Source organism: Actinomadura litoris, from assembly GCF_009733595.1.
Lineage (GTDB): Bacteria > Actinomycetota > Actinomycetes > Streptosporangiales > Streptosporangiaceae > Spirillospora > Spirillospora litoris.
The window spans coordinates 888,715-911,313 of record NZ_WOFH01000001.1 but is presented as its reverse complement, the minus strand read 5'-3'; the positions used below and the strand labels follow the sequence as shown (position 1 = coordinate 911,313).

Sequence of the window (22,599 nt, the reverse complement as noted above, 5' to 3'; positions counted from 1 at the left end):
CTCGGCTCGACTGCGTTCGGTGAGTGGCGGTACCCGACTGGCGCGCTTCAACCATCGGAGGGTGATCGGCGGCCGGATTCGGCGGCGAGGAAGGGGAGGGGCGCTGAGTAGGCTGGCGAGCATGCTGTACGGGCGGGACGCAGAGGCGGCCGAGATCGACCGGTTGCTCGACCGGGCCCGCTCCGGACGCAGCGGCGTGCTCGTCCTGCGGGGCGAGGCCGGGATCGGCAAGTCCGCGCTGCTGGACCGCGCGGCGGCGTCCGCCGGGGACATGCGGGTGGTGTGCGGCACCGGCGTCGAGTACGAGAGCGGCATGCCCTACGCGGGCCTCCACCTGCTCCTCGGCCGGTACCTCGACCGGATCGGCGACCTTCCGGACGCGCAGGCGGATGCCCTGCGCGACGCCTTCAACCTCGGCGTCTCCGGCTCCGGCTCCGGCTCCGAGCCGGGGAAGGGCGACCGGTTCCTCGTGGGGCTCGCGGTGCTGACGCTGCTGTCCGACCTGGCGGAGGAGCGCCCGCTGCTCTGCCTGGTGGACGACGCCCACTGGCTGGACGAGCCGTCCGCGCAGGCGCTGCTGTTCGCGGCCCGCCGCTTGGAGGCCGAGCCGATCGCGCTGCTGCTGGCCGCCCGCGACCCCGACGCGCCGGACGCCCCGGGACGTCCCATGGTGGCCGCACCGGGGCTGCCCGAGCTGCGGTTGCGCGGGCTGGACGCGGACGCGGCGGCGCGGGTGCTGGACGCGCGGGCCGACGCCCCGCCCGGCCATCTCCGGCGCGAGATCCTCACCGAGGCGATGGGGAACCCGCTGGCGCTGCTGGAGCTGCCCGGGATGCAGGCGGGCGCGAAGGGGGAGCGGTCGACGGCCTACGAGCGGATCCAGCGGTCCTACGCCGGGAGGATCGCCGCGCTGCCCGAGCCCTCGCGGCTGCTGGTGCTGATGGTCGCGTCCGATGACCTCGGCGACGTGGGCGTGGTGATGGACGCGGCGGGGCGGTTCGGCGCGTCCGTGCGGGACCTGGAGCCCGCCGAGCGGCAGGGGCTGCTGCGGACCACCGGGGAGGGGCGGCTGGCGGTGCGGCATCCGCTGATCCGGTCCGCCGCGTACGAGTCCGCGCCGCTGGGTCTGCGGCTGGACGCGCACCGGGCGCTCGCCGACGTCTACCTGGAGCGCGGCGACATCTGCCACCGCGCCTGGCATCTCGCCCGGTCGGTGACGGGGCCGGACGAGGGCGTCGCGGCCGTCCTGGAGGAGACGGCGGAGGCGGGGCACGGCGGCGGCGTCGTCGGCGCCGTCGGCGTCCCCGACGCGCGCGCCGTCAACGGGCGCGGCTTCGGTGGGAGCGAGGCGGTGGCCGCCCTGTACGAGGCCGCCGCCGCGTTGAGCCCCGACCGCGCGCACCGCGGACGGCGGCTGGCGGTCGCCGCGCGGATCTCGGCCGACGCCGGGCTGCCCGAGCGCGCGGTCGATCTGGCCATGCGCGCGCAGTCCGACCTGGACGACCCGCTGGCGCGCGCTGAGCTGACGCTGATCCGGGCCTCGCTCGCCGACGAGCAGGACCGTACCGGCGAGGCGTACCGGATGTTCGCCGAGACCGCGGCGTCGGTGGCCGACCAGGACGCGCGGACGGCCGGCTACCTGTTCTTCCAGGCGGCGTCCGCGGCCGTCAACGCGGGCGACTTCGCCGCCGTGGACCAGATGGCCGCGCGCGTCGAGGACCTCGGCCTGCCCAACGCGCCCCACCTGCGGGCCCTGGCCAGGCTGTTCGCCGGGCAGGACCCGCGCGCCCTGCGGCACCGCGCCGCCGACGGGGTGGCGGCGCTGCGCGAGCTGCTGGAGGCGATGCGGCTGTGCTACGGCCCGCGCGAGCGGATCCGCGTCGCGATGTGGCACCTCATGCTCGGGGACCTGGCCGGCGCCGACGCGGCGGCGGACGAGTTGGAGGCGCGGTTCCGCGAGGGGGGCGCGATCGGCCTGCTCGCCTCCGCTCTCATGCTCCGCTCCCGGACGCGGCTCCTCCTCGGACGGCACCGCGACGCGCTCACCGACGCGACCGAGGGGCTGCGGATCGCCGAGGACACCGGGCAGCACCGCGTCCGCGTGTACCTCTCGACCGTCCTCGGGCTGCTCGCCGCGATCGAGGGCGACGAGCGGCGCTGCCTGGAGCTGACGGCGGAGGGCATCGAGCGGGGCGTCCCGCCGAGCAGCGTGCACGGGGCGGCGGCGCGCGGCCTGCTCGACCTCGGGCTCGGGCGGCACGAGGCGGCGCTCGAACGGCTGTCGGACGCGGTGTCCGGGCCGCACCGGCACGGCGCCATCGCGAGCCTGCCCGACCTCGTCGAGGCGGCCGTCCGGCTGGGGCGTCCGGAGCGCGGCCGGGACGCCGCCGACTGGTACCGGGAGTGGTCCTCGCAGGTGCGGGAACCGTGGGTGGAGGCGGTCGCGCTGCGCTGCGCCGCGCTCCTCGGGCCGGACGAGGACGCCGACAAGACCTTCACCCGCGCCCTCGACCTGCACCGCGAGGGCGGGCCGCCGTTCGAGCGGGCCCGCACCGAGCTGCTGTACGGCGAATGGCTCCGCCGGGTCCGCCGCCGCAACGACGCGCGGACGCTGCTGCACGCGGCCCTCGACGGGTTCGAGCGCCTCGGCGCCGCGCCCTGGGCCGACCGTGCCCGCGGCGAACTGCGCGCCGCCGGTGAGAGCCCGGCGGGAGGCGGCACCCGACGGGACGACGCGGTCGGCAGCCTCACCCCGCAGGAACTCCAGGTCGTCCGGCTCGCGGCCGGCGGCCTGAGCAACCGGGAGATCGGCGCGCGCCTGTTCCTCAGCCCCCGGACGGTCGGCTACCACCTTTACAAGGCGTATCCGAAACTGCGGGTCGCCTCACGCAACGAACTGACCCGCCTGGATCTGACCTGACTCAGGCGGGTGTTCGGAAGGTGCGGTGCCTGACGGGGTCAGGATGCGGTGAGGCGTTCGATGTCCGCCGGGTCCAGGACGATGCCGAATTCTTCGGCGAGAACGGCGCCGAGTTGTTCGGAGGGCAGTTCCCGCTTCTCCTGGTGCCCGTCGGGACGGGTGGTCGTGAGGGTCGTCCCGTCCAGGACGCGCAGGGAGTCGACGGAGAACTTCTGCGTGAACGCGCGTGTCGTGAACGGTGAGTGCGGGCTCGTCGAGATGAAGTAGTTGAACAGCTCGTAGTCGATGTGGAACGTCTCGTTCAGCGTGAAGGTGTGGCGCTGGACCCAGCCGTCGGCGCCGCGCTGGTGCAGTTCCCAGGCGCGCGGGCCTTCGAAGAGCCGGAAACCCCAGCCGTCCTGTTCGACCTCGTTGACCCCTTCGGCGGGGAACTCCAGGGGTTCGAGCGGGCCGGAGCCGAAGCCGACGTCGCAGAGCAGCGCGGGCTCCCCGGGGATCTGGACGCGCAGCAGCGCGTGCGTGGTCGGCCGCAGTTTCGTCGCGCCCATCGTCACCCGCGCGGCCAGCGCGGTGAACTCGAAACCGATCTTCTCCAGGACGGCCGCGAACAGCTCGGTGTGCTCGAAGCAGTAGCCGCCGCGTCGGCGGTCGACGAGCTTGGCCTGGAGCGCCTCCACCCCGAGTTCCACCGGCCGCCCGAGGATGGCCTCCAGGTTCTCGAACGGGATGGAGGTGACGTGCGCGCGGTGCAGGGCGCGCAGCGTCGCCGCGTCCGGCCTCGGGTCGGCGTCGTATCCGACCCGCTTCAGGTAGGCGGGCAGGTCGAGCAGATCGCTCTGCCACCCGTACCCGAGATCCTCGGTCATGGCGTCCCTTCGATGTGCTGGTGCGGCACGGCCGCGTCGGGGGGCTCGCGGCGGCCCCGGTCGAATTCGGTTCCGAATGTGGAAACGCCGACGGCGGCCCGGATCCTTCCGCTGATCCGGTCGACGTCGCCGCGTTCGGCCGCCGGAAGGGGCGCTCCGGCCGAGGCGCGGAGCGCGGCGGCGGCGCCGAGGAGCCGCGCGGCGGGCGCGTGCTCGCCCGCGAGCGAGCGCGCACCGGCGAGCCCTTCGAGCGCCAGCGCGATCGCGCGGGGGTCGCCGGTCGCGCGGGCGGCGGCGAGGCCCTCGATGTGCAGGTCGCGGGCCGCCGCCGCGTCCCCGCGCTCCTCGGCGACGAAGCCGAGTTGGGCGTGCGCGAAGGCGATCCCGGCCGTCCCGCCGATGCCGCGCAGCCAGTCGAGCGGGGCCCGCAGGTGCGCCTGGGCGGCGTCGAGGTCGCCGCGCCGCCGGGCGACGAGGCCGAGGCCGATCTCGGCGAACTCGGCGGCGGACGGGGCGGCGTGCCGTTTCGCCAGTTCCAGCGACCGTTCGTGCAGGTGGTGGGCCTCGGCGAGGTCGCCGGTCAGCAGGGCGATCCGGCCGAGCGCGGCGAGGCGGAACGCGACGTCGGGCCACATCCGCAGCTCCCGCGCGAGCCGCAGTTCCGCGCGCCGGAGCCGGGCCGCCTCGGCGTGGTCGCCGGTGATCTCGGCGTGCCGGGACAGGACGTCGGTCGCCTCCAGCCGCCCCCACCTGTCCCCGAGGCCGGTGAAGATCGCGAGGCTCTCGGCGCCGGCGCGCTCCATCGCGCGCAGGTCGCCGCGTCCCATCGCCTGCTTGGCGTGGATCGCGAGCGCCGCCGCCGTGTGCCATCGGTCGGCGCGCGAGCGGAACACGGCCAACGCGCTCCCGACGCGTTTCTCGTTCGCGACCAGGTCCCCATAGGCCCAGTGGACGTGGGTGAGGAACCATTCCGCTTTGGCGCGCTCGTACTCGTCGCCGTGGTGCGCGAGGGCGGCTCGGCGGAGTTCCTCGGAGTCGGTGGCCTCGCCGGACGCCATGGTGAAGCCCGCCAGCCACGTCTCCGCTTCCGTGCGCGCCGCCGCCGTTTCCGTGCGCGCCGCCGGGGCCGGGCCCGCCGCGGCCAGGGCCGCTGCGAGCGCGCGGCGGGCCTCGGCGGAGCGCCCTCTGAGGAACCAGTACCAGGCTTGGGCGTTCACGAGACGGAGCGCGGTCCCGCCGTCCGCGTGGTCGAGCGCGAGGCGCAGATTGGCGGCCTCGTCGTCGAGGCGGTCGAGCCATTCCGGCTGCCCGTGTCCGCGCAGTTCGAGGGCCGCGTGCTCGGCGAACGCGGTGTAGTGGTCGGCGTGGCGGCGGCGGAACTCCTCCTCCTCGCCCGACTCCCTGAGGCGTTCCAGACCGTAGGCGGCGACGGACTCCAGCAGCCGGTAGCGGCCGTCGTCCCCGCGGACGACGAGGGAGCGGTCGACCAGGCGCGCGAGCACGTCCGCGCATCCGCCGCCGACCGCCTCGGCCGCCGCGAGCGTGCAGCCGCCCGCGTGCACGGCGAGGCGGCGCAGCGCGGCCCGTTCCGGTTCGGTGAGCGGCTCCCAGCTCCAGTCGATCACCGCGCGGAGCGTCCGCTGCCGGGCCGGGCCGCCGCGCCGGACGTCCGAGAGCAGGCGGAACCGGTCGTCCAGCCCGGCGGCGAGGTCCCGCACGCCGAGCGCGCGGACGCGGGTCGCGGCGAGTTCCAGTGCGAGCGGCAGACCGTCCAGGCGGCGGCAGATCGACACGACCCAGGGCGCGGACGCCGCGTCCAGCGCGAAGCCGGGCGCCGCCGCCTCCGCCCGCGCGACGAACAGCCGGACCGCCCCGAACCCCAGCAGCTCCGCGACCGAATCCCCGCCGGCGGGGAGCGCCAGCGGCGGGACGATCTGGAGCTGTTCGCCGGGGACGCCCAGCGGCTCGCGGGACGTCGTGAGGACGCGCAGGCCCGGCGCGTCCGACAGCAGCCGCGCGGCCAGGTCGGCGGCGGGCCCGGCGAGGTGCTCGCAGTTGTCCAGGACGAGCAGCGCCCGGCGCCCGCGCAGGGCCCCGGCCAGCCGCTCGACCGGGCCGCCCGCGCCGTCCTCGCGCAGGCCGAGCACGCGCGCCGCCTGCTCGGCGACGTCCTCCGCCGTCTCGGCGCGGACGGCGGCCAACTCGACGAACCACACCCCGCCCGGGTGGTCGCCCGCGGACCGGGCGGCGGCCTCCAACGCGAGCCGGGTCTTGCCGACGCCGCCGGGTCCGGTCAGCGTGACGAGGCGGGTCGAGGTCAGCGGGTCGGCGGCGAGCAGGTCGCGGGCGCGGCGGACCGCGTCCTCGCGTCCGATCAGCTCGCCGAGCGCCACCGGCAGCCGGGACGGGACGCGCGGCCGCTCCTCGCCGGACGGGTCCTCCTCGGAGGGGTCCTGCTCCAGCATCGACCGGTAGAGCGAGGCCAGCGCGGGCCCCGGATCGACGCCCATCTCCTCGGCCAGGCGCTCGCGCAGGTCGTGGTACCCGGCGAGGGCCTCGTTGCGGCGTCCGGCGCGGTGCAGGGCGCGCAGGTGCGCCGCGCGGAGCCGTTCGCGCAGCGGGTGCCGGGCGACCTCCGCCGCCAGGTCGGCCGCGAGCGCCGCGTGCTCGCCCAGCTCAAGGCGGGCCTCGGCATGCTCCTCCAGCGCGACCAGCCGCCGCTCCTCCAGGGCGGTCGCGGCGTGCGGGACGCCGAGCCCGCCCTGCCCGTCGAGCCCCTCGAAGGCGGGCCCGCGCCACAGCGCCAGCGCGTCCCCCAGCAGGCGCGCCCTGGCCGAGGGGTCGGCGGCCTCCCCGGCCCGGACGAGCAGCGCCGCGAACCGTCCGGCGTCGACGGCGTCCGGCGGGACGTCCAGCAGGTAGCCGGGCGGGCGGGCCGCGATCAGCCGCCGCGCCCCGGGTTCGGCGCCGTCCAGGACCTTGCGGAGCTGGGAGACGCGCGCCTGGAGCGTGCCGGTCGCGTTGCGCGGCGGCCGGTCCCCCCACAGCGCGTCGACCAGCCGGTCGGTGGACACGGGACGCCCGGCGTCGGCCAGCAGCATCGCCAGGAGCAGGCGGACCTTCACCTCGGGCACGCGGACCTCGACGCCCGCCGGGCCATCGGTCCACACGGCGAGCGGGCCCAGCACCCCGAAACGCATTCCGCCAGCTTATGCACCATCCCTGACAACCCCGCCGCTACGGGCGGGTCCGAAGGGTTCCCGTAGCGGCGGAGGCCACGGTGAAGCCCACTGAACGGACGAGACACAGGAGATCTTGATGCCGAAGACCCCCGTGACCGTCATCGGGCTGGGCCCCATGGGCGCGACGATGGCCGCCACGTTCCTGGAGCACGGGCACCCGACCACGGTGTGGAACCGGACGGCGGCCAAGGCCGCCCCGCTGGTGGAGAAGGGGGCGACGCTCGCCGCGACGCCCGCCGAGGCGCTCGCCGCGTCCGAACTCGTCGTCATCAGCCAGACCGACTACACGGCGATGTACGACTCCCTGAAGGACTCGACCCACGCGCTGAAGGGGCGCGTCCTGGCCAACCTCAGCTCCGGCAGCCCGGACGAACTGCGCCGCGCGGGCGACTGGGCCTCCGGACACGGGGCGGAACTGCTCACCGGGGGGATCATGGTGCCGCCCCCGGGAATCGGCAAGCCGGGTTCCTACGTCTTCTACAGCGGCCAGGAGAAGACCCTGGACGCGCACCGCGAAACCCTGCGCGCCCTGGGGGACATCACCTTCGTCGGGACGGACGTGGGCCTGGCGATGCTCTACTACCAGGCGCAGCTGTACCTGTTCTGGTCCACGACCACGGCCTACATGCACGCGCTGGCCCTGGTGGGGTCGGCGGGTGTGTCGGGGGAGCAGTTCCGCCCGTTCGGCACCGCGCTCGTCTCCGCGCTGGCGGGGGACGGGCCCATGGGGTACCTGCGCATCATCACCGAGGAGGTCGATTCGGGCCTGTCCCCGGGCGCCGACAACACCCTGCGCATGCAGGCGGTCGGTGCCGGGCATGTCGTCGAGGCCGGCCAGGAGGCGGGAATCGACACGACGGGCCCGACCGCCCTGAAGGACCTCTTCTGGCGGGCGGTCGACATGGGGCACGGTGACGGCGGACTGTCCAGCGTCTTCGAGGCCATCCGCGCCCCCGCGACCTGAGCGCGCCGGTCAGCGCGGGGCGGCCTGGCCCGTGTACGGGGGGAGCGGCAGCGGGCGCCCGGTGAGGAAGGCGACGACGGTGTCCCGGTAGAGCTCGGGACGCTCGGCGTCGATCACGTGACCGGCGCCGGGGACCTGGACGAGCCGGGCGCCCGGGATCGCGTCCCGGTACTCGCGGGCGATCTCCCACCGCTTGAACTCGCACTGGCCGCGCAGGATCAGCGCCGGGGCGGCGGCGCGGCGCAGCGCGGGACGCGGGTCGGGGGCCTTGAGGGCGTCCTCGGAGGTCATCTGGTTGGAGTAGAAGCCCGACCGCGACACGGCCTCGTGGAGCGGGCGGCCGGGGTGGCAGGTCGCGGCGGACCCGACGGACGACAGCAGCTCGTCGAAGAGCGGGTCGAGGTCCGCGTCGGGCAGCAGCGCGTGGGCGGAGCGCGGGTTCACGGCCATGAGCAGTGACCACGCGACGAGCTGGGGGCGGTTCTCCAGGTCGTCCATCCGCTCGCGCTGGGCCGGGGAGAGCCGGTCCCAGATCTCCCCCTCGCCGGACTTCTCCCACTCGGGTGCCCACAGGGCGCCGGGGGAGGTGAACACGACGCGGGCCACGTTGCCCGGATGCGCGGCGAGGTAGGCGGCGGCGAGCGTGGCGCCCCACGAGCTGCCCGCCAGGACCAGCCGCCCCGCGCCGATCCGCCGCCGTATCGCCTCCAGGTCGGCGACCTGCCGCGCGACCGTGTACCCGCGCGGGTCGGCGAGGCGCTGCGACCGCCCCGACCCGAGCTGGTCGTAGGTGTAGACGTCGAAGCCGGACGCGGCCAGGGCGCGGTCGAGGTCGTCCGGGCCCACGCCGGGCGTGCCGGGGCCGCCGTGCAGCCGGACGACCGGCTCCGGCCGGGGCCGGCCGTGCGCCGGGGTCCGCGTGTAGGCGATGCGCGAGCCCGTGGACAGCTGCCAGTAGCGGGTGTCCTGGGCGGGGAGCGGGGCGGCCGTGAAGCCGAGCGGGCGGAAGACCAGCAGGTGGCCCGCGACCGCCACGATGCCGGTCATGCTCGCGGCGACCAGCAGCGCGAGGAGCCCGCGGCGGCGGGTACGGGCGAGTCGTCCGCCGAGGTGGGCGACGGCACCGGCGACCAGGGCGGAGGCGGACAGGGCGGCCGCCGCGCAGGCGGGGAGGGGCGCGTTCGCCGCGGCGGCGAGGAGGAACGCGGCGATCGCGGCGGGCGGCGCGAGCAGCGCCCCGGTGAGGACCAGCGCGCCGCCGCCGAGCCGTCGCGGCAGGGATCCGGGGGCCCGCGTCTGAGGGGCCTGTGTGGAGATCATGCCGCGACGCTAGGAACGGCGGCGGGGCGCGGTCGTCCTTCGGGCGGGATGGGGTTGGTCCCCCCGGAGGGGGACCGGTCGTCCTCAGCCGGGGTGATTCCCCAGATCACGGGCGTTCCGTACGCTGACCGCCATGGACCTTCGACGGTGGGGCCCGGACCGGGCCGCCGACCGCCGGTGGCGCTGGGTCGCCCTGGACCTGCTCGTCGCCTACGTGTCGGCGACCATCGCGATCGGGGAATCCGACGCCACCGCCTCCGTGCTCGACGGGCCGCTCGTCACCCGCGCCGCCGCCGTGGTGTGGTTCGCCGCGATCGCCGGGCGGCGCTTCGCGCCCGCGACCGCGCTGTGGGCCTCGGCGGCGGCCACCGCGGCGACGGCGCTCGCCGGGGAGCCGCTGACGAACCTGTCGGCGGCGTCCGCGCTGGCGCTGACGATGGTGGCGCAGACCCGGCCCCGCCCGCGCGCCGCGTGGCTCGCCGCCGCTCCGGTCGCGGCGGCGCTCGCCGCCCTCGGCGCGCGGGGCGCCGAGCCCCTCGTGCTCGGCGCGCTCCTGCACGGCGGCGCGCTGCTCGCCGGCGAGGCCGCGCGCTCGCGCTGGGAGGCGGCCACCGCGCTGCGGTCCCACGAGGCCGAGCGCGTCGCGGCGCTCCAGCGGCGCACGCTCGCCGACGAGCGCGCCCGGATGGCGCGCGAGCTGCACGACGCCGTCGGGCACGCCGTCACGGTCATGGTCACCCACGCGGGCGCGGCCCGGCTGTCCCTCGGCGCCTCCGGTGACGCCCATGAGGACGTGCGCCGCTCGCTGGGCAGCATCGAGGAGACCGGCCGCGCCGCCCTCGGCGACCTCGACCGCGTCCTCGGACTGCTGGACGCCGCCGATCCGCCGGACCCGCCCGACCTGGCGTCCGCGCTGCGCGGCCTGGTCGTGGGGCTCCCGCCCGGCCTGCGCGCCGACCTGGTCGTGGACGGCGACCTGCCCCTGGTCGGGGAGCCCGTCGTCCGGACGCTGCACCGCATCGTCCAGGAGTCGCTCACCAACGTGGTCCGCCACGCGTCCGCCCGTGCGGTGCGGATCGAGGTGTCCCGCGCGGGCGACGGCGTGCGCGTCACGGTCACCGACGACGGCGCCACCGCGCCCGGCGCGCCCGCGGCCGCCGGGCGGGGGCTCGCCGGGATGAGCGAGCGCGCCGCCCGGCTCGGCGGGACGTGCCGCGCGGGGCCCCGGCCGGACGGCGGCTGGCGGGTCGAGGCCCGCGTCCCCCTCGACGTGCGGACCGTCGCGTGATCCGGGTGCTGCTGGCCGACGACGAGGAGCTGATGCGCGGCGGCCTGCGCATGATGCTCCAGACCCAGCCCGACATCACCGTCGTCGGGGAGGCGTCCGACGGGGTGCGGGCCGTCCGGAGCACCGCCGCGCTCGCGCCGGACGTGGTCCTCATGGACGTCCGGATGCCCGTCATGGACGGCGTCGCCGCGACCGCCGAGATCACCGCCCGGCATCCGGCGTCCCGGGTGCTGGTGCTGACCACCTTCGAGCTGGACGAGTACGTCTTCGCCGCCGTCCGCGCCGGGGCCTGCGGCTTCCTGCTCAAGCGCACCCCGCCCGAGACGCTGGTCGAGGGCGTGCGGACCATCGCCTCGGGCGAGGGCCTGCTCGGCCCCTCGGTGACGCGGCGGCTGCTCGCCGAGTTCGCGCGCACCTCCCCCGCCCCGCCGGACGCCGGGGTGCGGCGGCGCCTGGACCGCCTCACCGGCCGCGAGCACGAGGTGCTGCTGCTGATGGCGCGCGGTCTCACCAACGCGGAGATCTCCGTCCGCCTCCATGTCGGTGAGGCGACGACCAAGACGCACGTGAAGCGGGTCCTCGCCAAACTCGGGCTGCGCGACCGGATCCAGGCGGTCGTCTTCGCCTTCGACCACGGGCTCGTCCGCCCCGGGGAGTAGCGGCGGGACCCATCAGGACGGGCCGCGCAAGGACAGGCGCGTCAGGACAGGCGCGGGTCAGGACAGGCGCGTCAGGACAGGCCGCCGTCGGCGACGATGTTCTTCCCGGTGATCCACCGCGCCGCGTCCGAGGCGAGGAAGCCGATGACCTCGGCGATGTCCTCGGGCCTCCCGAGGCGGCCGAGCGGGGTCTGGGCGACGAGCAGGTCGACCGGGGCCTCGGACGCGGCGAACCCCTCGGTCTCGGTCGGGCCCGGCAGGACGCTGTTGACCGTGATGCCGCGCGTGCCGATCTCGCGGGCGAACGTGCGCACGAGGTGCTCCCCGGCGACCTTGCCCGCCGCGTAGAGGGCCTGCGCCGGCGGGGTGAGGAGGGTGGCAGCCGTCGAGACGAACACGATCCGGCCGCCGTCGCGCATCCGGCGCCCGGCCTCGCGCAGCACGTGGAAGGTCGCGCGGGCGTTCAGCGCGAACGCCCGCGCGTAGTCGTCGTCGGTGGCCTCCGCCAGCGGCCCCCGGACGTAGCCGCCCGCGTTGTGGACCAGCACGTCCAGGCCGCCGTAGCGCCGCTCGGCCGTGTCGAGCAGGTCGCGCAGCTCGCCAGGTTCGGCGACGTCCGCGCGCGTCGCCGCGGCGCGCCCGCCGCCCGCCTCGATGTCGGCGGCGACCTGGTTCGCGGCGGCGGCGTCGGACCGGTAGTTCACGACGACCGCCATCCCGTCGGCGGCCAGCCGCAGTGCGGTCGCCCTGCCGATCCCGCGCGAGCCTCCGGTCACGACCGCGACCCGGTCGGGTGTCCGCGTCCCCATGATGCTCCAATTAGTTGATGTCATGGACTGTTGAGATCATCTACTAAATAGTGGACATCATGGACTGTCAAGTAGTCTCGGCGCATGAGCCGTCCAGCGGGCGATCGGGAGGTCGCCGGAGCCCTGCTCGAACTGGCGTGCGTGATCGAGGGCATCAGGGGCGTGGTGAGCCGCGAGCTCGGCCTCACCCCCCAGCAGGCGCAACTGCTCACGCTGGTGGACCCCGGCGAGCTGACCCACGGCGAGCTGGCGCACCGGCTGAACTGCGACAAGACCAACGTCACCGGGCTGGTCGACCGGCTGGAGCGGCGCGGGCTGGTCCGGCGGCGCCCCGATCCGGACGACCGCCGGGTGACCCGGGTGTCACTCGACGATCAGGGTGTGGAGCTGGTCGCCCGCTTCCGGACGGCGGTCACCGCCGCGATCGCGGGGCGGCTCACGTCCGGGCCGTCCGCCCGCCACGACGAACTCCTCACCCTGGCCCGCGCGACCACCGGGGCCCTCCGCGCGTAGGCCGTGCGCCGGGCGAGCGCGTCGCGGGCGATGTCGTTCGCCCGCGATAGCGTGAGCTGGGCCCAGGCGTACCGCCGTCCCTGCCGTGATGGAGTTCCGAATGACCGTTCGCCGTGTCGTGCCCAACGTCCGGTCGGAGGCCGTGGAGGAGAGCCGGGAGTTCTACGGCCTGCTCGGGTTCGAGGAGGTCATGAACCACGGTTGGATCGTGACACTGGCCTCGCCCTCCACCCCGCCGGCGCAGATCAGCGTCATGACCGAGGACCTGACGGCGCCGGTCGTCCCCGACATGAGCGTCGAGGTGGAGGACGTGGACGCCGCCTACGACGCCGTCCGGGCGAGCGGCGCCGAGATCGTCCATCCCCTCCAGGACGAGGAATGGGGGGTGCGGCGCTTCTTCGTCCGCGACCCCAGCGGGAGGGTGGTCAACGTTCTGAGCCACCGCTGACATCGGGAAGCGCCGGGAACGGGCGGCGCTCGGCGAACTCGTCGGCGGTGAGCCCCAGCAGGACCAGGTCGTGATGGGCGCCCGCGAGGTACTCGTGGTCGCGCAGCCGCCCTTCCTCGGTGAAACCGAGGGAGCGGTGCAGCCGCAGTGAGGGCTCGTTGAACGCGTAGATCCCGACTTCGCATTTGTGGTAGCGGCGTTCGCCGAACATGAAGGCGAGCAGCAGCCCGATCGCCTCGCGGGCGTAGCCGCGCCGCTGGTGCCGGTGGCCGATCGCGACGCCGTAGCCGAAGCGCCCCGCCCTCGGGTCGGCGTCCACGGTGTTCACGGTCCCGACGAGCACGCCGTCCCGCGCGGTGGCGATGGCCAGCCGGAACTCGTCGCCGTCCGGCGGGCGGGTCGCCTCGTCCAGGGCCCACCGGCGGTAGCCCTCGTCGGAGCGCGGCGGGTGCAGCATGTCGCCGCTGCGCATATCCGCGGAATGGGCGTCGAACTCCTTGAACGCCTGCCAGTCGTCGGGCTCGATTCCGCGCAGCCGTACCCGCCGGCCGCTCCAGGAGTCCACCGGGCTCAGGCGGCCTTGCCGGTGGTCACCGGCTTGCCGAGGGCGCCGCCCGAGGTCCACTTGGTGAAGGGGAGCTGCCAGTAGGCCCAGCCGTTCGTCCACTGGAGGTCGCGCTTGGTCCCGGTGATGGTGACCATGTCGCCGCGGTAGGCCCAGTTGTAGAACCACTGCGCGGAGGCGGCGGGGGAGCGGACGCAGCCGTGGCTGCAGTTGCGGTTTCCGAGGCAGGACGGGTCGTCCATGTTCTGGTGGATGTACTCGCCGCTGTTGGAGATGCGGGTGGCCCAGGGGACCTGCTCGTCGTACCAGCCGGGGTCGCCCTTCTTCTTGCCGGGCGGGCGCATGCGCTCCAGGCGGCTGCGGTCCATCGTGAGGTGGACGCCGCTGGTGGTGAGCAGGTGGTCGACGCCGTCGGCCTGCCGGTCGCCGCCCGCGCCGAGGCTCACGCCCCACGAGCGGACCGTGCTGCCGTTCTTCTTGACGACCAGCTTGTGCGTCTTGGCGTTGACGTTGATCGTGTGGGAGTCGCCGATGCGGAACGAGCGGGTCACGTCCTTGTCGCCGAAGACCTTGTCGCCGATCTTGAGGCCCGCGTAGTGGACGGTGACCGAGACGCGCTGGCGCGGCGCCCACGGCTGCTTCGGCCGGAACACCACCGAGGGGAGGCCGTTGAACGACTCGCCCGCGGTCAGCCACCGCCAGGCGCCCTCGGTCGGGGTCGTCGAGGTGATCTCGATGGCGCGCTCGACGGCGGGACGGGCCTTGACCGGGACTTCCTTGCTGAACTGGACGAAGACCGGCATACCGGTACCGACGGTCTCGCCCGGGCTCGGGATGACGTTGTTGATCGTGGTCGCTGCGGTTGCCTTGGACGTGCGGAACGCGCTGGTCGCGGTGGTGGCCTTGCCCTTGGGGGAGGTCGCCGTCGCCGACACCTGGTAGCGGTTGCCGGGGACGAGCGTCCAGGTGGAGCGCCAGCTCGTCTTGTCGGCGGAGAGCGTGCCGGGGATGTCGGCGCTCTTCAGCTTGACCGACACCTGGCTGAGCTTCCCGCCGGACGCGGTGATGGTGATCCCCGCGTCCGGACGCGCGCGGCCGTCGCCGTTGGCCGGGGTGATCGCCACCCGCGGCGCACCCTCCTCGCCGCCCTTGGCGGTGGTGCCGCCCGTACCGTCACTGCCGCCGCACGCCGCCGCCAGCCCCATGACCAGGGCAAGCACCAAGGCCTTACCTCGCACCGTTCTCCCTCATCAGCAACGCGGGTCGCGCTAGCGGGGACCCGCGACACGATCTTCTACGGAACGAGCCTCATGCCCGGCCGGCGGCCGGGTTTCGCGTCCGATCACTTGTGACGTCCATCGTGCCCCGAAGGTTCGTGGTACGGGACCGGTTCCTGGATCTTTCCATGACCGTGTCGCGCCAGGTACGGCGCCCTGCCGTGTCGCCGGCCACGTGTCGGACGCCCCGGCGCGCGCCGTACCGCGCGCCGCCGGACGCGCCGTACCGCGCCGCCGGACACGCCGTACCGCGCGCCGCCGGACACGCCGTACCGCGCCGCCGGACGCGGCGGACCGGCCCGCCGGGCGCGTCGTGCCGTGCCGGGCGGCCCCGGCGGGCCCGGTACGGGGTGATCGCTGCATTTCTCACATTCGCCGGAAAGGGGGACGCAATGGCGCTGGTAAAGGGTTTTGGAAGGAAGATTGCCCGGCGGCGGGTGTCAGGTGGGTGATTCGGTGAAACGAGCTGTGGGCTGGGGTTCCTGCCTGTGTTGATCTTCTATTCAAGGTTGGGGCGCCCTTCGTTAAAGAGCGGTGATCTGTGCGGCGGACTGCTGCGATGCTGATCGTGGCGCTCGTGTGTCCCCGTAATCGGCGGTAGGGAAAGTGGTGAGTCAATGAGAGCCCAGGGGCTGAGCGCATCCCTCGATCCGGGGGCGCCCCACTCGGATCTCTCTCCCACGTCCGGTGACGCCGCCGCCCTGCCCCTGCTGCCCGACCGCCGCGCGGCCGGGTCCCGCGTCCTCGCCCGGCTGTATCCGGCGTGCCTCGCGCTCGCCGACGCCTGGGCCGCCTCGACGGCGGTGGCCTCCCTCCAGGTCCGGGCCGGGGGAGCGTCGATGCTCGCGTCCGTCGTGGTGGTCGGGCTGAACGCGGCGGGCGGCCTGTACCGGGTCAGGCGCAGCCCCTCGCTGCTGGCCGACCTGCGGCCGGTGCTCGTCCGCGCGCTGGCCGTCGGGGTGCTGGTCGCGGCGATGGTGCCCGGCTCGTCCTGGTTCACGGTGGTCTGGATCGGGGTGGTCGCGTGCGGGCTGTCGCTCGGGGCCCGCGCGGTCGCGCACGCCGCCGTCCGGACCTACCGATGTCGCCGCACCCGCGCGCGGCTCGCGCTGGTCGTCGGCACCGGCGCGGCGGCCGCGCACGTCGTGCACCTGCTGCGGGTGCGCGGCGAGTTCGGGCTGGTGCCGGTCGGGCAGGTCACGGCCGGTCCGCCGGACGCGGCGGCCGCGCTGCCCGTGCTCGGCGGGACCACCGACCTCCCGGCGCTCGTCCGCGACCACGGCGCCGACACGGTCATGGTCGTCGCCGAGGACATCGGCGCCGGCCAGCTGGACGCGGTGCTGCGCGTCTCGTTCGGGCTGGCGTGCGAGACGCTGCTCGTCCAGCCGCCCTCGGACGTGGTGCCGGTCGCGGCGGCGCGGCGCGAGTACCTCGCCGGGCTGCCGTGCGCGCGGGTGGACTGGCCGCTGCGCGAACCGGGCGCCCGGCTCGCCAAACGCGTGTTCGACCTCGTCGTGGCGAGCCTGCTGCTGGTCGGCGCGGCGCCGCTGCTCGCCGCGTGCGCGCTGGCCGTCCGGCTGGAAGGCGGGCCCGGCGTGCTGTTCCGGCAGCGGCGGGTCGGGCTCGGCGGCGAGGAGTTCGTGCTGCTGAAGTTCCGCACGCTGAAGCCGGTGGACGAGGAGGAGTCCGACACCCGCTGGACGGTCGAGGACGACGACCGCGTCGGCCCCGTCGGACGGTTCCTGCGGCGCTCCTCCTTCGACGAGCTGCCGCAGCTGTGGAACGTCGTCCGGGGCGACATGAGCCTGGTGGGGCCGCGTCCGGAACGCCCGCACTTCGTCGAGCAGTTCTCCCGGACCTGCCCCGGCTACCGGCTGCGGCACCGCGTGCCGGTGGGGATGACGGGCTGGGCGCAGGTCCACGGGTTCCGGGGCGACACCTCCATCGAGCTGCGGGCGCGCCTGGACAACCACTACATCGACCACTGGTCGTTCGCGTCCGACCTGCGGATCCTGCTGCTGACCGCGCGGGCCATGCTCTGCCGGGACCCCGGGTGAACGCGCACGCGGTGGCCGCGCGCCCGTTCTGGGCCGACCCGGCCGTGGCGGACTGGGCGCGGCGGCCGAGCTGGCTGGTCGCGGTGACCGTGCTGTGCGTCGGCCTCCCCTCGGGAGGGGCCGGGACGGGCGAGGGCGTCCAGGTCACCGCCGGGGACGTCGCGAGCGCCGGGCTCGTCCTGGTCGCGGTGTTCCTCGCGGTGACGCGGCGGGCCGAGGTGCCGCGCCCGGCGCCGCTCGCGTTCGGGCCGCTGGTGCTCGGGCTCGGCGTGAGCACGGTGTGCTCGTCCGACATCGGGGCGAGCCTGCCCGGCTACGCGCGCTGCCTCCAGATCTTCGTGCTGGTGCCGCTGGCGGTCGTGCTGCTCGTCCGGGACCGCCGCGACCTCGGCATCGTCTGCGCGGCCGTGCTCGCCCTCGGGCTCGCCGAGGCCGCCTACGGCATCTGGCAGACCACGACCGGGCACGGCGCGACCATCGACGGCCGGGCGATCCGCGCGGTCGGGACGTTCGGCGCCGTCGACGTCATGGCGCTGTCGGTCATCGTCGGGTTCGCCGTCCTGATCCTCACCGCGTTCGCGCTGGAGGCCCCCCGGCACGGGCCGGGGGCGGTCCTCGCGGCGATCGGCGGGCTCGGGGTGCTGGCGGTCGCGCTCGCGGGCGCGCTCAGCCGGGGGACCTGGCTCGCGCTCGGCGCCGCCGCCGTGCTGATGCTGGTCGTCTACGACCGCTGGCTCGCGGTGCGGACGCTGGTGTGCTGCGCCGCGCTGCTGCTCGTCGTCGTCGCGGGCCTCGGCGGCGGGGCGCAGGCGGTGGTCGCGCGGTCGCGGTCGATCGCGGGCGTGGTCACGTCCTCCCCCGACCAGTCGGTCAGTGACCGGTACCTGCTGTGGGGCGCCGCCGGGCGGATCTGGGAGGACCATCCGCTCACCGGCGTCGGCGTGAAGAACTTCCCCGCCTACCGCGACACCTACGCGACGATCGAGCTGTCGTCCGGCAGCGAGACCCAGGACCCGGTCAACGGCTACGTCCGCGAGCCGCTGCTGTCGCCGCACAACGAGTACCTGCTGATCCTGTCCGAGCAGGGCGTCGCGGGGTTCGCCGGGTTCGCGGCGCTGGTCGCGGCGATCCTCGGCGGGCTGTGGACGCGGCGCCGCGTCCGCGACCCGTTCTGGCTGATCGGCGCCGGGGTCATGACGTTCCTGCTGACCAACTTCCTCTACGCCGACCTCGGCGGGCCGACCTGCGTGCTCATCGCGATCCTGCTCGGCGCGGCGACCGCGCGGGCCCTCGGCCCGGAACCGCGCCGATGACGGCCACCGGAACCGCGACGCGCCGGCCGGCGCGGGCGCCGAGCGCCTCGGTCGGACGGGCCGCCGCGCTGTCGGCCGCGCTGATCGCGGGCGGCACCGCGCTCGGCTTCCTGCGCGACCTCGCGATGGCCGACCTGTTCGGCGCGAGCGGCAGCACCGACGCCTTCCTCGTCGCCTGGACGATCCCCGAGACCGTGTCGCCGCTGCTCATCGAGGACGCGATGGCGCTGCTGATGGTCCCCGCCGTCACGCGGCTGCTCGCGGGCGGGCACGGGGTGCGGCCGTTCGTCGGCGCGACGCTGCCGCGCATGGTGGCGGGCCTCGCGCTGGTCACGCTGGCGCTCGCGGCCGGCGCGCCGCTGGTCGTCGGCGTGCTCGCGCCCGGACTCACGCAGGTGGGGCCCGCCGTGCTGTGCGTCCGGCTGACGGCGGTCACGGTCGTGACGTTCGGGGTCGCCGGGTTCATGAGCGCGACGCTGCGCGCCCACCACCGGTTCGGGCCCCCGGCCGCGATCTACCTCGCCTACAACGTCGGCATCCTCGCGCTGATCGCGGGGCTGTCCGGGACGGTCGGCGTCACCAGCGCGGCGATCGGGGTCGCGTGCGGCAGCGTCCTGATGGTCGCGGTGCAGGCGCCCGCGTTCGTGCGGTGCCTGCGCTCGGGGCCCGTCCAGCCGGTCGCGCGGCCGACGGGGAAGGAGATCAGGCTCGGGGTCGCGGCCGTCGTGCCCATCGTCGTGTACACGGTGACGCGGCAGGCGCAGGTGTTCGTCGAGCGGTTCCTCGGCTCGGGGCTCGCCGCCGGGTCGATCTCCCAGCTCAACTACGCGCAGAAGGTCGCGCAGGTCCCGATGGTGCTGTCGCTGCTGATCGTCACGGTGACGTTCCCGAGGCTCGCGCGCGCCTCGGCGGACGGCGACACCCGCCGCGTCGCCGCCCAGATCCAGCGCGACCTCGCCGTCGTCAGCGGCATGGTGCTGTGCGCGACCGCCTACCTGGTCGCGTTCGCGCCCGCCATCGTCGCGGCGCTGTTCGAGCACGGCGCGTTCACCGCCGCCGACACCGGCGGCACGGCCGCGATCATGCGGGTGTACGCGCTCGGGCTGTGGGGGCAGACGACGGTGGGGCTCGCCGCGCGGGCGTTCTTCGCGCACGGCCGCCCGACCTGGCGTCCCGCCGCCGTCCTCGCGGCGGGGCTCGCCGTGACCGCCGCCGTCGGCGCCGCGTTCGCCGCCGCCGGGGGGACGGTCGCGCTGGCCGCCGCGAACGCCGCCGGGATCACGCTCGCCGCCGTGCTGATGCTGGCCGGGGTGCGGCGCCGGGTCGCGCCCGTCTCGCTGCGCCGGATCGGCGCGGACGTCGCGCGGCTCGTGCTCGTCGCGGCCGGGGCCTGCGCGGCGGGCCTGCTCGCGGCCGCCGCGTTCGGCCCGTCGTTCGCGTCGCTGCTCGCGGGCGGCGCCGTGACCGCCCTGACCTTCGCCGCGCTGGTCGCGCTCGCCGGACGCGACCTCATCGCCACCTGGATCACCGCATGGAGCACCGCGGGGCCGCGCGCACGCCGCCGCCCCGCCGACCCGGAGGAGGACGAGCAGTGAGGGAACCCGTGACCAGCGTGACCGGGGCCGCCCGGCCGGTGGAGGCGCTCCGTCCGGCGCCCTGGGTGCTGATGTACCACTCGGTCGACCACTACCGCGACGACCCGCATCTGGTCACGGTCTCGCCGCGCCGCTTCGAGGGCCAGCTCGCCTGGCTGCGGGCGCGCGGCCTGCACGGCGTCGGCATGGCGGAGCTGCTCCGGGCGCGGGACGCGGGTGAGGAACGCGGCCTCGTCGGGCTCACCTTCGACGACGGCTACGCCGATTTCGCGACCCGGGCCGTCCCGGCGCTGGTGCGGTTCGGGTTCAGCGCGACGGTGTTCGTCGTGTCCGGGCGGATCGGCTCCTACAACGCGTGGGACGACGGGCCGCGCAAGCCGCTGATGACCGTGGACCAGATCCGGACCGTCGCCGGCGCGGGCATGGAGGTCGCCTCGCACGGGCGGCACCACGTGCCGCTCACCGAGACCGGCGGCTGCGAGCTGCGCGAGGAGCTGGAGGAGAGCCGCGCGAGCCTGGAGGACGTGCTCGACCGGCCGGTCACCGGGTTCGCCTACCCCTACGGCGTCGCGACCGGACGCGAGATCGAGGCGGTGCGGGCGGCGGGCTACGACTACGCCTGCGACATCCGCCCGGCCGAGCCGGGACGGCACGCGCTGCCCCGCACCTACGTCGGCGACCGCGACCGGCGGCTCCGGCTGCGCGTCAAGCTCGCCCGGCACGAGCTGCGGCGACGGAGCCGCGTATGAGGGCGGCGCCGCGTACGAGGGCGGCGGGGGCGACGCGCGTCCTGCATGTGATCACCGGGCTCGACGCCGGGGGCGCGGAACGCCAGCTCGCGCTGCTGCTGCGGCACTGGCGGGAGTCGGGCGACCCGTCGCCGGAGTGCGAGGTCGCGTCGCTGACCCGCACCGGGGCCGTCGGCGCCGCCATCGCGGACGAGGGGACCGCCGTCCACGCGATCGGCATGCGCGGCAACCGCGACCCGTCCGCGCTGCCGAGGCTGGCGCGGCTGATCCGCGCCGGACGGTTCGACGTCGTCCACACCCACCTCTACCGCGCCTGCGTCTACGGGCGGGTCGCCGCCCGGCTCGCGGGCGCCCCGCGCGTGATCGCCACCGAGCACTCGCTCGGCGACGGCCAGATCGAGGGCCGCCCGGCGACCCGCGGCGTCCGCGCCCTCTACCGGGCGACCGAGCGGCTCGGGTCGATGACCGTGGCGGTGTCGCCGACGGTCGCCGCCCGCCTGCGCGGCTGGGGCGTGCCGCCGGGCCGGATCGTGGTGGTCCCCAACGGGATCGACGCCGCCGCCTTCGCCTTCGACCCCGCGCGCCGCGCCGCGACCCGGCTCCGGTTCGGGATCGGCCGGGCGGATTTCGTGGTCGGCGGGGTCGGACGGCTCGTCCCGACCAAGCGGTTCGACCTGCTCATCGACGCGTTCGCGCGGATGCCGGGCGCGCCGCGGCTGCTGATCGCCGGGGCCGGGCCCGAGCGGGAGGCGCTCGGCCGGCTCGCCGCGCGCCTCGGCGTCGCCGCCCGCGTGGTCTTCGCCGGGGCGACCGACGACATGCCGGGCGTCCTCGCGGCCATGGACGTGCTCGCGGCGCCGTCCGTCCAGGAGACGTTCGGGCTCGGCGTGCTGGAGGCGCTCGCCGCCGGGCTGCCGGTCCGGTACACGACCTGCCCCGCGCTCGACGACCTTCCCCTCGACCTGCTTCCTGACCACGAGGCGGGCGCGGTGCGCCTGCCCACCGACACCGGCACCTGGGCCGGCGAACTCGCCCGCCTTGCCGAGGCGGCGCGGGCGCTCGTCCCGCCGTCCGGGGCCGGGGGCGGTGGCGTGGGCGGTGGCGTGGCGGGGCGGTCGCCCGTCCCCGCCGTCGTCGGCCGCTACGCGATCGCCGAGCAGGCCGACCGGCTCGCCCGGCTCTACCGGGACGCCCTACCGCTCGACATGCCGCTCGACATGCCACTCGACATGCCACCCGATCTGCCGCCCGCCATGCCAGCCGACACGAGGAAGGGCTTGTGATGCCGCAGCGTGAAGCCATCGAGCCGAAGGGCGCCGTCGCCGACACGCCGGAGCCGCCCGCGCCCGCCGAGCGGAGGGCCGGGTTCCTCGCGCGCCGTGTCGGCCGTCCGGTCGCCGCGTTCACCAGGCGGTTCGGCCCGGCGCTCGCGCTGGTGCTGACCGGGACGCTCGGCGGGCTCGGCTACTCCCTGGTCGTGCCCGCGACCTACACCGCGACCGCGTACGTACTGGTCGTGGACGAGGGCGCGGGCGGCGCGCGCGGCCCCGCGGCGGTCAGCTTCGCGCAGGCCTACGGACGGCTCGCCCCGCTCCCGGAGACGCTCCGCCACTCCTCGCTGCCGCTGCCGAAGGTCGCGCGGGGCGCGACCCGCGAGCACATCCAGGCGTCCACCTCGCCGGAGACGCCGCTCGTGCGGCTGACCGGCAGCGGCGCGAGCGCGGCCGACGCCGCCGGGTTCGCCAACGCCGCCGCCGACGCGCTCGTCCGCTACGGCACGTCCCACCGGGCCGACACCGGCGTGCGGGTCGCGCTGATGAGCCTCGCGGGCAGGCCCGCCGCGCCCACCTCGCCCAACCTTCCGCTGGACGTCGCCGTCGGGACCGCCTCCGGGATCCTGCTCGCCGGGCTCGGCGCCGCGATCCTGAGCGGACGGCGCCGGAAGGGCTCGCACGACGCGTCGTCCCGCTCCCGAGCGAACGCCGCGAACGCCGCGAACGGGGTCTGAGCGCCC

At 75.6% G+C, this 22,599-nt stretch carries 18 protein-coding genes; 12 read left to right on the top strand and 6 right to left on the bottom strand.

The features are described from left to right. The first annotated feature begins 121 nt into the window (after nucleotides 1–121). Nucleotides 122–2,920, top strand: a complete 2,799-nt coding sequence (locus tag GNZ18_RS42990; protein WP_173390630.1) for a helix-turn-helix transcriptional regulator — start codon at nucleotides 122–124, stop codon at nucleotides 2,918–2,920. A gap of 38 nt (nucleotides 2,921–2,958) precedes the next feature. Here GNZ18_RS42990 and GNZ18_RS03965 read toward each other — a convergent pair whose 3' ends face one another. Together GNZ18_RS03965 and GNZ18_RS03960 are read right to left on the bottom strand one after the other, a co-directional pair. Further along, on the bottom strand, nucleotides 2,959–3,786 hold the full coding sequence (locus GNZ18_RS03965) for an arylamine N-acetyltransferase family protein (RefSeq protein WP_156214641.1): 828 nt from the start codon (nucleotides 3,784–3,786) through the stop codon (nucleotides 2,959–2,961). After that, on the bottom strand, nucleotides 3,783–6,986 hold the full coding sequence (locus tag GNZ18_RS03960) for an AfsR/SARP family transcriptional regulator (RefSeq protein WP_156214640.1): 3,204 nt from the start codon (nucleotides 6,984–6,986) through the stop codon (nucleotides 3,783–3,785). The genes GNZ18_RS03965 and GNZ18_RS03960 overlap by 4 nt, the downstream gene beginning before the upstream one ends. 118 nt (nucleotides 6,987–7,104) lie before the next feature. On the opposite strand from GNZ18_RS03960, the gene GNZ18_RS03955 reads away from it, so the two are divergent. Then, a complete protein-coding gene (locus GNZ18_RS03955; protein ID WP_156214639.1) occupies nucleotides 7,105–7,992 on the top strand; it encodes an NAD(P)-dependent oxidoreductase in 888 nt (295 codons plus the stop codon). Between the two features lie 9 nt (nucleotides 7,993–8,001). Here the strand turns inward: GNZ18_RS03955 and GNZ18_RS03950 are convergent, their stop codons facing one another. Beyond that, nucleotides 8,002–9,312, bottom strand: a complete 1,311-nt coding sequence (locus GNZ18_RS03950; protein WP_156214638.1) for an alpha/beta fold hydrolase — start codon at nucleotides 9,310–9,312, stop codon at nucleotides 8,002–8,004. 133 nt (nucleotides 9,313–9,445) lie between these two features. On the opposite strand from GNZ18_RS03950, the gene GNZ18_RS03945 reads away from it, so the two are divergent. Continuing rightward, nucleotides 9,446–10,600 carry a sensor histidine kinase gene (locus GNZ18_RS03945; protein WP_156214637.1) on the top strand — a complete coding sequence of 385 codons (1,155 nt, stop codon included), beginning with the start codon at nucleotides 9,446–9,448 and terminating at the stop codon, nucleotides 10,598–10,600. Beyond that, entirely contained in the window at nucleotides 10,597–11,259 is a 663-nt protein-coding gene (locus tag GNZ18_RS03940; RefSeq protein WP_312874285.1) for a response regulator transcription factor, read from the top strand. Before GNZ18_RS03945 ends, GNZ18_RS03940 begins: the two co-directional genes overlap by 4 nt. A gap of 71 nt (nucleotides 11,260–11,330) precedes the next feature. Here the strand turns inward: GNZ18_RS03940 and GNZ18_RS03935 are convergent, their stop codons facing one another. Next, nucleotides 11,331–12,068 carry an SDR family oxidoreductase gene (locus GNZ18_RS03935; RefSeq protein ID WP_156214636.1) on the bottom strand — a complete coding sequence of 246 codons (738 nt, stop codon included), beginning with the start codon at nucleotides 12,066–12,068 and terminating at the stop codon, nucleotides 11,331–11,333. Between the two features lie 84 nt (nucleotides 12,069–12,152). On the opposite strand from GNZ18_RS03935, the gene GNZ18_RS03930 reads away from it, so the two are divergent. Then, nucleotides 12,153–12,581, top strand: coding sequence for a MarR family winged helix-turn-helix transcriptional regulator (locus GNZ18_RS03930; protein WP_156214635.1), 429 nt, complete (start codon nucleotides 12,153–12,155; stop codon nucleotides 12,579–12,581). 100 nt (nucleotides 12,582–12,681) lie between these two features. Further along, nucleotides 12,682–13,029, top strand: a complete 348-nt coding sequence (locus GNZ18_RS03925; RefSeq protein WP_156214634.1) for a VOC family protein — start codon at nucleotides 12,682–12,684, stop codon at nucleotides 13,027–13,029. Here GNZ18_RS03925 and GNZ18_RS03920 read toward each other — a convergent pair. After that, nucleotides 13,007–13,594, bottom strand: coding sequence for a GNAT family N-acetyltransferase (locus tag GNZ18_RS03920; RefSeq protein ID WP_312874284.1), 588 nt, complete (start codon nucleotides 13,592–13,594; stop codon nucleotides 13,007–13,009). The two genes, GNZ18_RS03925 and GNZ18_RS03920, sit on opposite strands and share 23 nt — an antisense overlap. 5 nt (nucleotides 13,595–13,599) lie before the next feature. Continuing rightward, nucleotides 13,600–14,814, bottom strand: a complete 1,215-nt coding sequence (locus tag GNZ18_RS03915) for a L,D-transpeptidase (RefSeq protein ID WP_308165916.1) — start codon at nucleotides 14,812–14,814, stop codon at nucleotides 13,600–13,602. Nucleotides 14,815–15,488: 674 nt separating this feature from the next. Here GNZ18_RS03915 and GNZ18_RS03910 point away from each other — a divergent pair. The 6 genes from GNZ18_RS03910 to GNZ18_RS03885 are packed head-to-tail and all read left to right on the top strand — an operon-like array spanning nucleotide 15,489 to nucleotide 22,593. After that, nucleotides 15,489–16,928, top strand: coding sequence for a sugar transferase (locus tag GNZ18_RS03910; protein WP_156214633.1), 1,440 nt, complete (start codon nucleotides 15,489–15,491; stop codon nucleotides 16,926–16,928). Further along, a complete protein-coding gene (locus GNZ18_RS43535) occupies nucleotides 16,925–18,241 on the top strand; it encodes an O-antigen ligase family protein (protein WP_156214632.1) in 1,317 nt (438 codons plus the stop codon). Before GNZ18_RS03910 ends, GNZ18_RS43535 begins: the two co-directional genes overlap by 4 nt. Beyond that, nucleotides 18,238–19,836, top strand: a complete 1,599-nt coding sequence (locus GNZ18_RS03900) for a lipid II flippase MurJ (protein WP_156214631.1) — start codon at nucleotides 18,238–18,240, stop codon at nucleotides 19,834–19,836. Before GNZ18_RS43535 ends, GNZ18_RS03900 begins: the two co-directional genes overlap by 4 nt. After that, the gene (locus GNZ18_RS03895; RefSeq protein WP_308165848.1) at nucleotides 19,833–20,585 is read left to right on the top strand and encodes a polysaccharide deacetylase family protein; all 753 of its coding nucleotides are present in this window, start codon (nucleotides 19,833–19,835) and stop codon (nucleotides 20,583–20,585) included. The genes GNZ18_RS03900 and GNZ18_RS03895 overlap by 4 nt, the downstream gene beginning before the upstream one ends. Then, nucleotides 20,582–21,868 carry a glycosyltransferase gene (locus GNZ18_RS03890; protein WP_156214630.1) on the top strand — a complete coding sequence of 429 codons (1,287 nt, stop codon included), beginning with the start codon at nucleotides 20,582–20,584 and terminating at the stop codon, nucleotides 21,866–21,868. Before GNZ18_RS03895 ends, GNZ18_RS03890 begins: the two co-directional genes overlap by 4 nt. Then, on the top strand, nucleotides 21,868–22,593 hold the full coding sequence (locus tag GNZ18_RS03885; protein ID WP_156214629.1) for a YveK family protein: 726 nt from the start codon (nucleotides 21,868–21,870) through the stop codon (nucleotides 22,591–22,593). Before GNZ18_RS03890 ends, GNZ18_RS03885 begins: the two co-directional genes overlap by 1 nt. The last annotated feature ends 6 nt before the right edge of the window (nucleotides 22,594–22,599 follow it).

Bases quoted from the DNA above. Each gene is read 5' to 3' on its own strand.
- GNZ18_RS42990 (WP_173390630.1), top strand. From the start codon at position 122: ATGCTGTACGGGCGGGACGCAGAGGCGGCCGAGATCGACCGGTTGCTC.
- GNZ18_RS03965 (WP_156214641.1), bottom strand. From the start codon at position 3,786: ATGACCGAGGATCTCGGGTACGGGTGGCAGAGCGATCTGCTCGACCTG.
- GNZ18_RS03960 (WP_156214640.1), bottom strand. From the start codon at position 6,986: ATGCGTTTCGGGGTGCTGGGCCCGCTCGCCGTGTGGACCGATGGCCCG.
- GNZ18_RS03955 (WP_156214639.1), top strand. From the start codon at position 7,105: ATGCCGAAGACCCCCGTGACCGTCATCGGGCTGGGCCCCATGGGCGCG.
- GNZ18_RS03950 (WP_156214638.1), bottom strand. From the start codon at position 9,312: ATGATCTCCACACAGGCCCCTCAGACGCGGGCCCCCGGATCCCTGCCG.
- GNZ18_RS03945 (WP_156214637.1), top strand. From the start codon at position 9,446: ATGGACCTTCGACGGTGGGGCCCGGACCGGGCCGCCGACCGCCGGTGG.
- GNZ18_RS03935 (WP_156214636.1), bottom strand. From the start codon at position 12,068: ATGGGGACGCGGACACCCGACCGGGTCGCGGTCGTGACCGGAGGCTCG.
- GNZ18_RS03930 (WP_156214635.1), top strand. From the start codon at position 12,153: ATGAGCCGTCCAGCGGGCGATCGGGAGGTCGCCGGAGCCCTGCTCGAA.
- GNZ18_RS03925 (WP_156214634.1), top strand. From the start codon at position 12,682: ATGACCGTTCGCCGTGTCGTGCCCAACGTCCGGTCGGAGGCCGTGGAG.
- GNZ18_RS03910 (WP_156214633.1), top strand. From the start codon at position 15,489: ATGAGAGCCCAGGGGCTGAGCGCATCCCTCGATCCGGGGGCGCCCCAC.
- GNZ18_RS03900 (WP_156214631.1), top strand. From the start codon at position 18,238: ATGACGGCCACCGGAACCGCGACGCGCCGGCCGGCGCGGGCGCCGAGC.
- GNZ18_RS03890 (WP_156214630.1), top strand. From the start codon at position 20,582: ATGAGGGCGGCGCCGCGTACGAGGGCGGCGGGGGCGACGCGCGTCCTG.
- GNZ18_RS03885 (WP_156214629.1), top strand. From the start codon at position 21,868: ATGCCGCAGCGTGAAGCCATCGAGCCGAAGGGCGCCGTCGCCGACACG.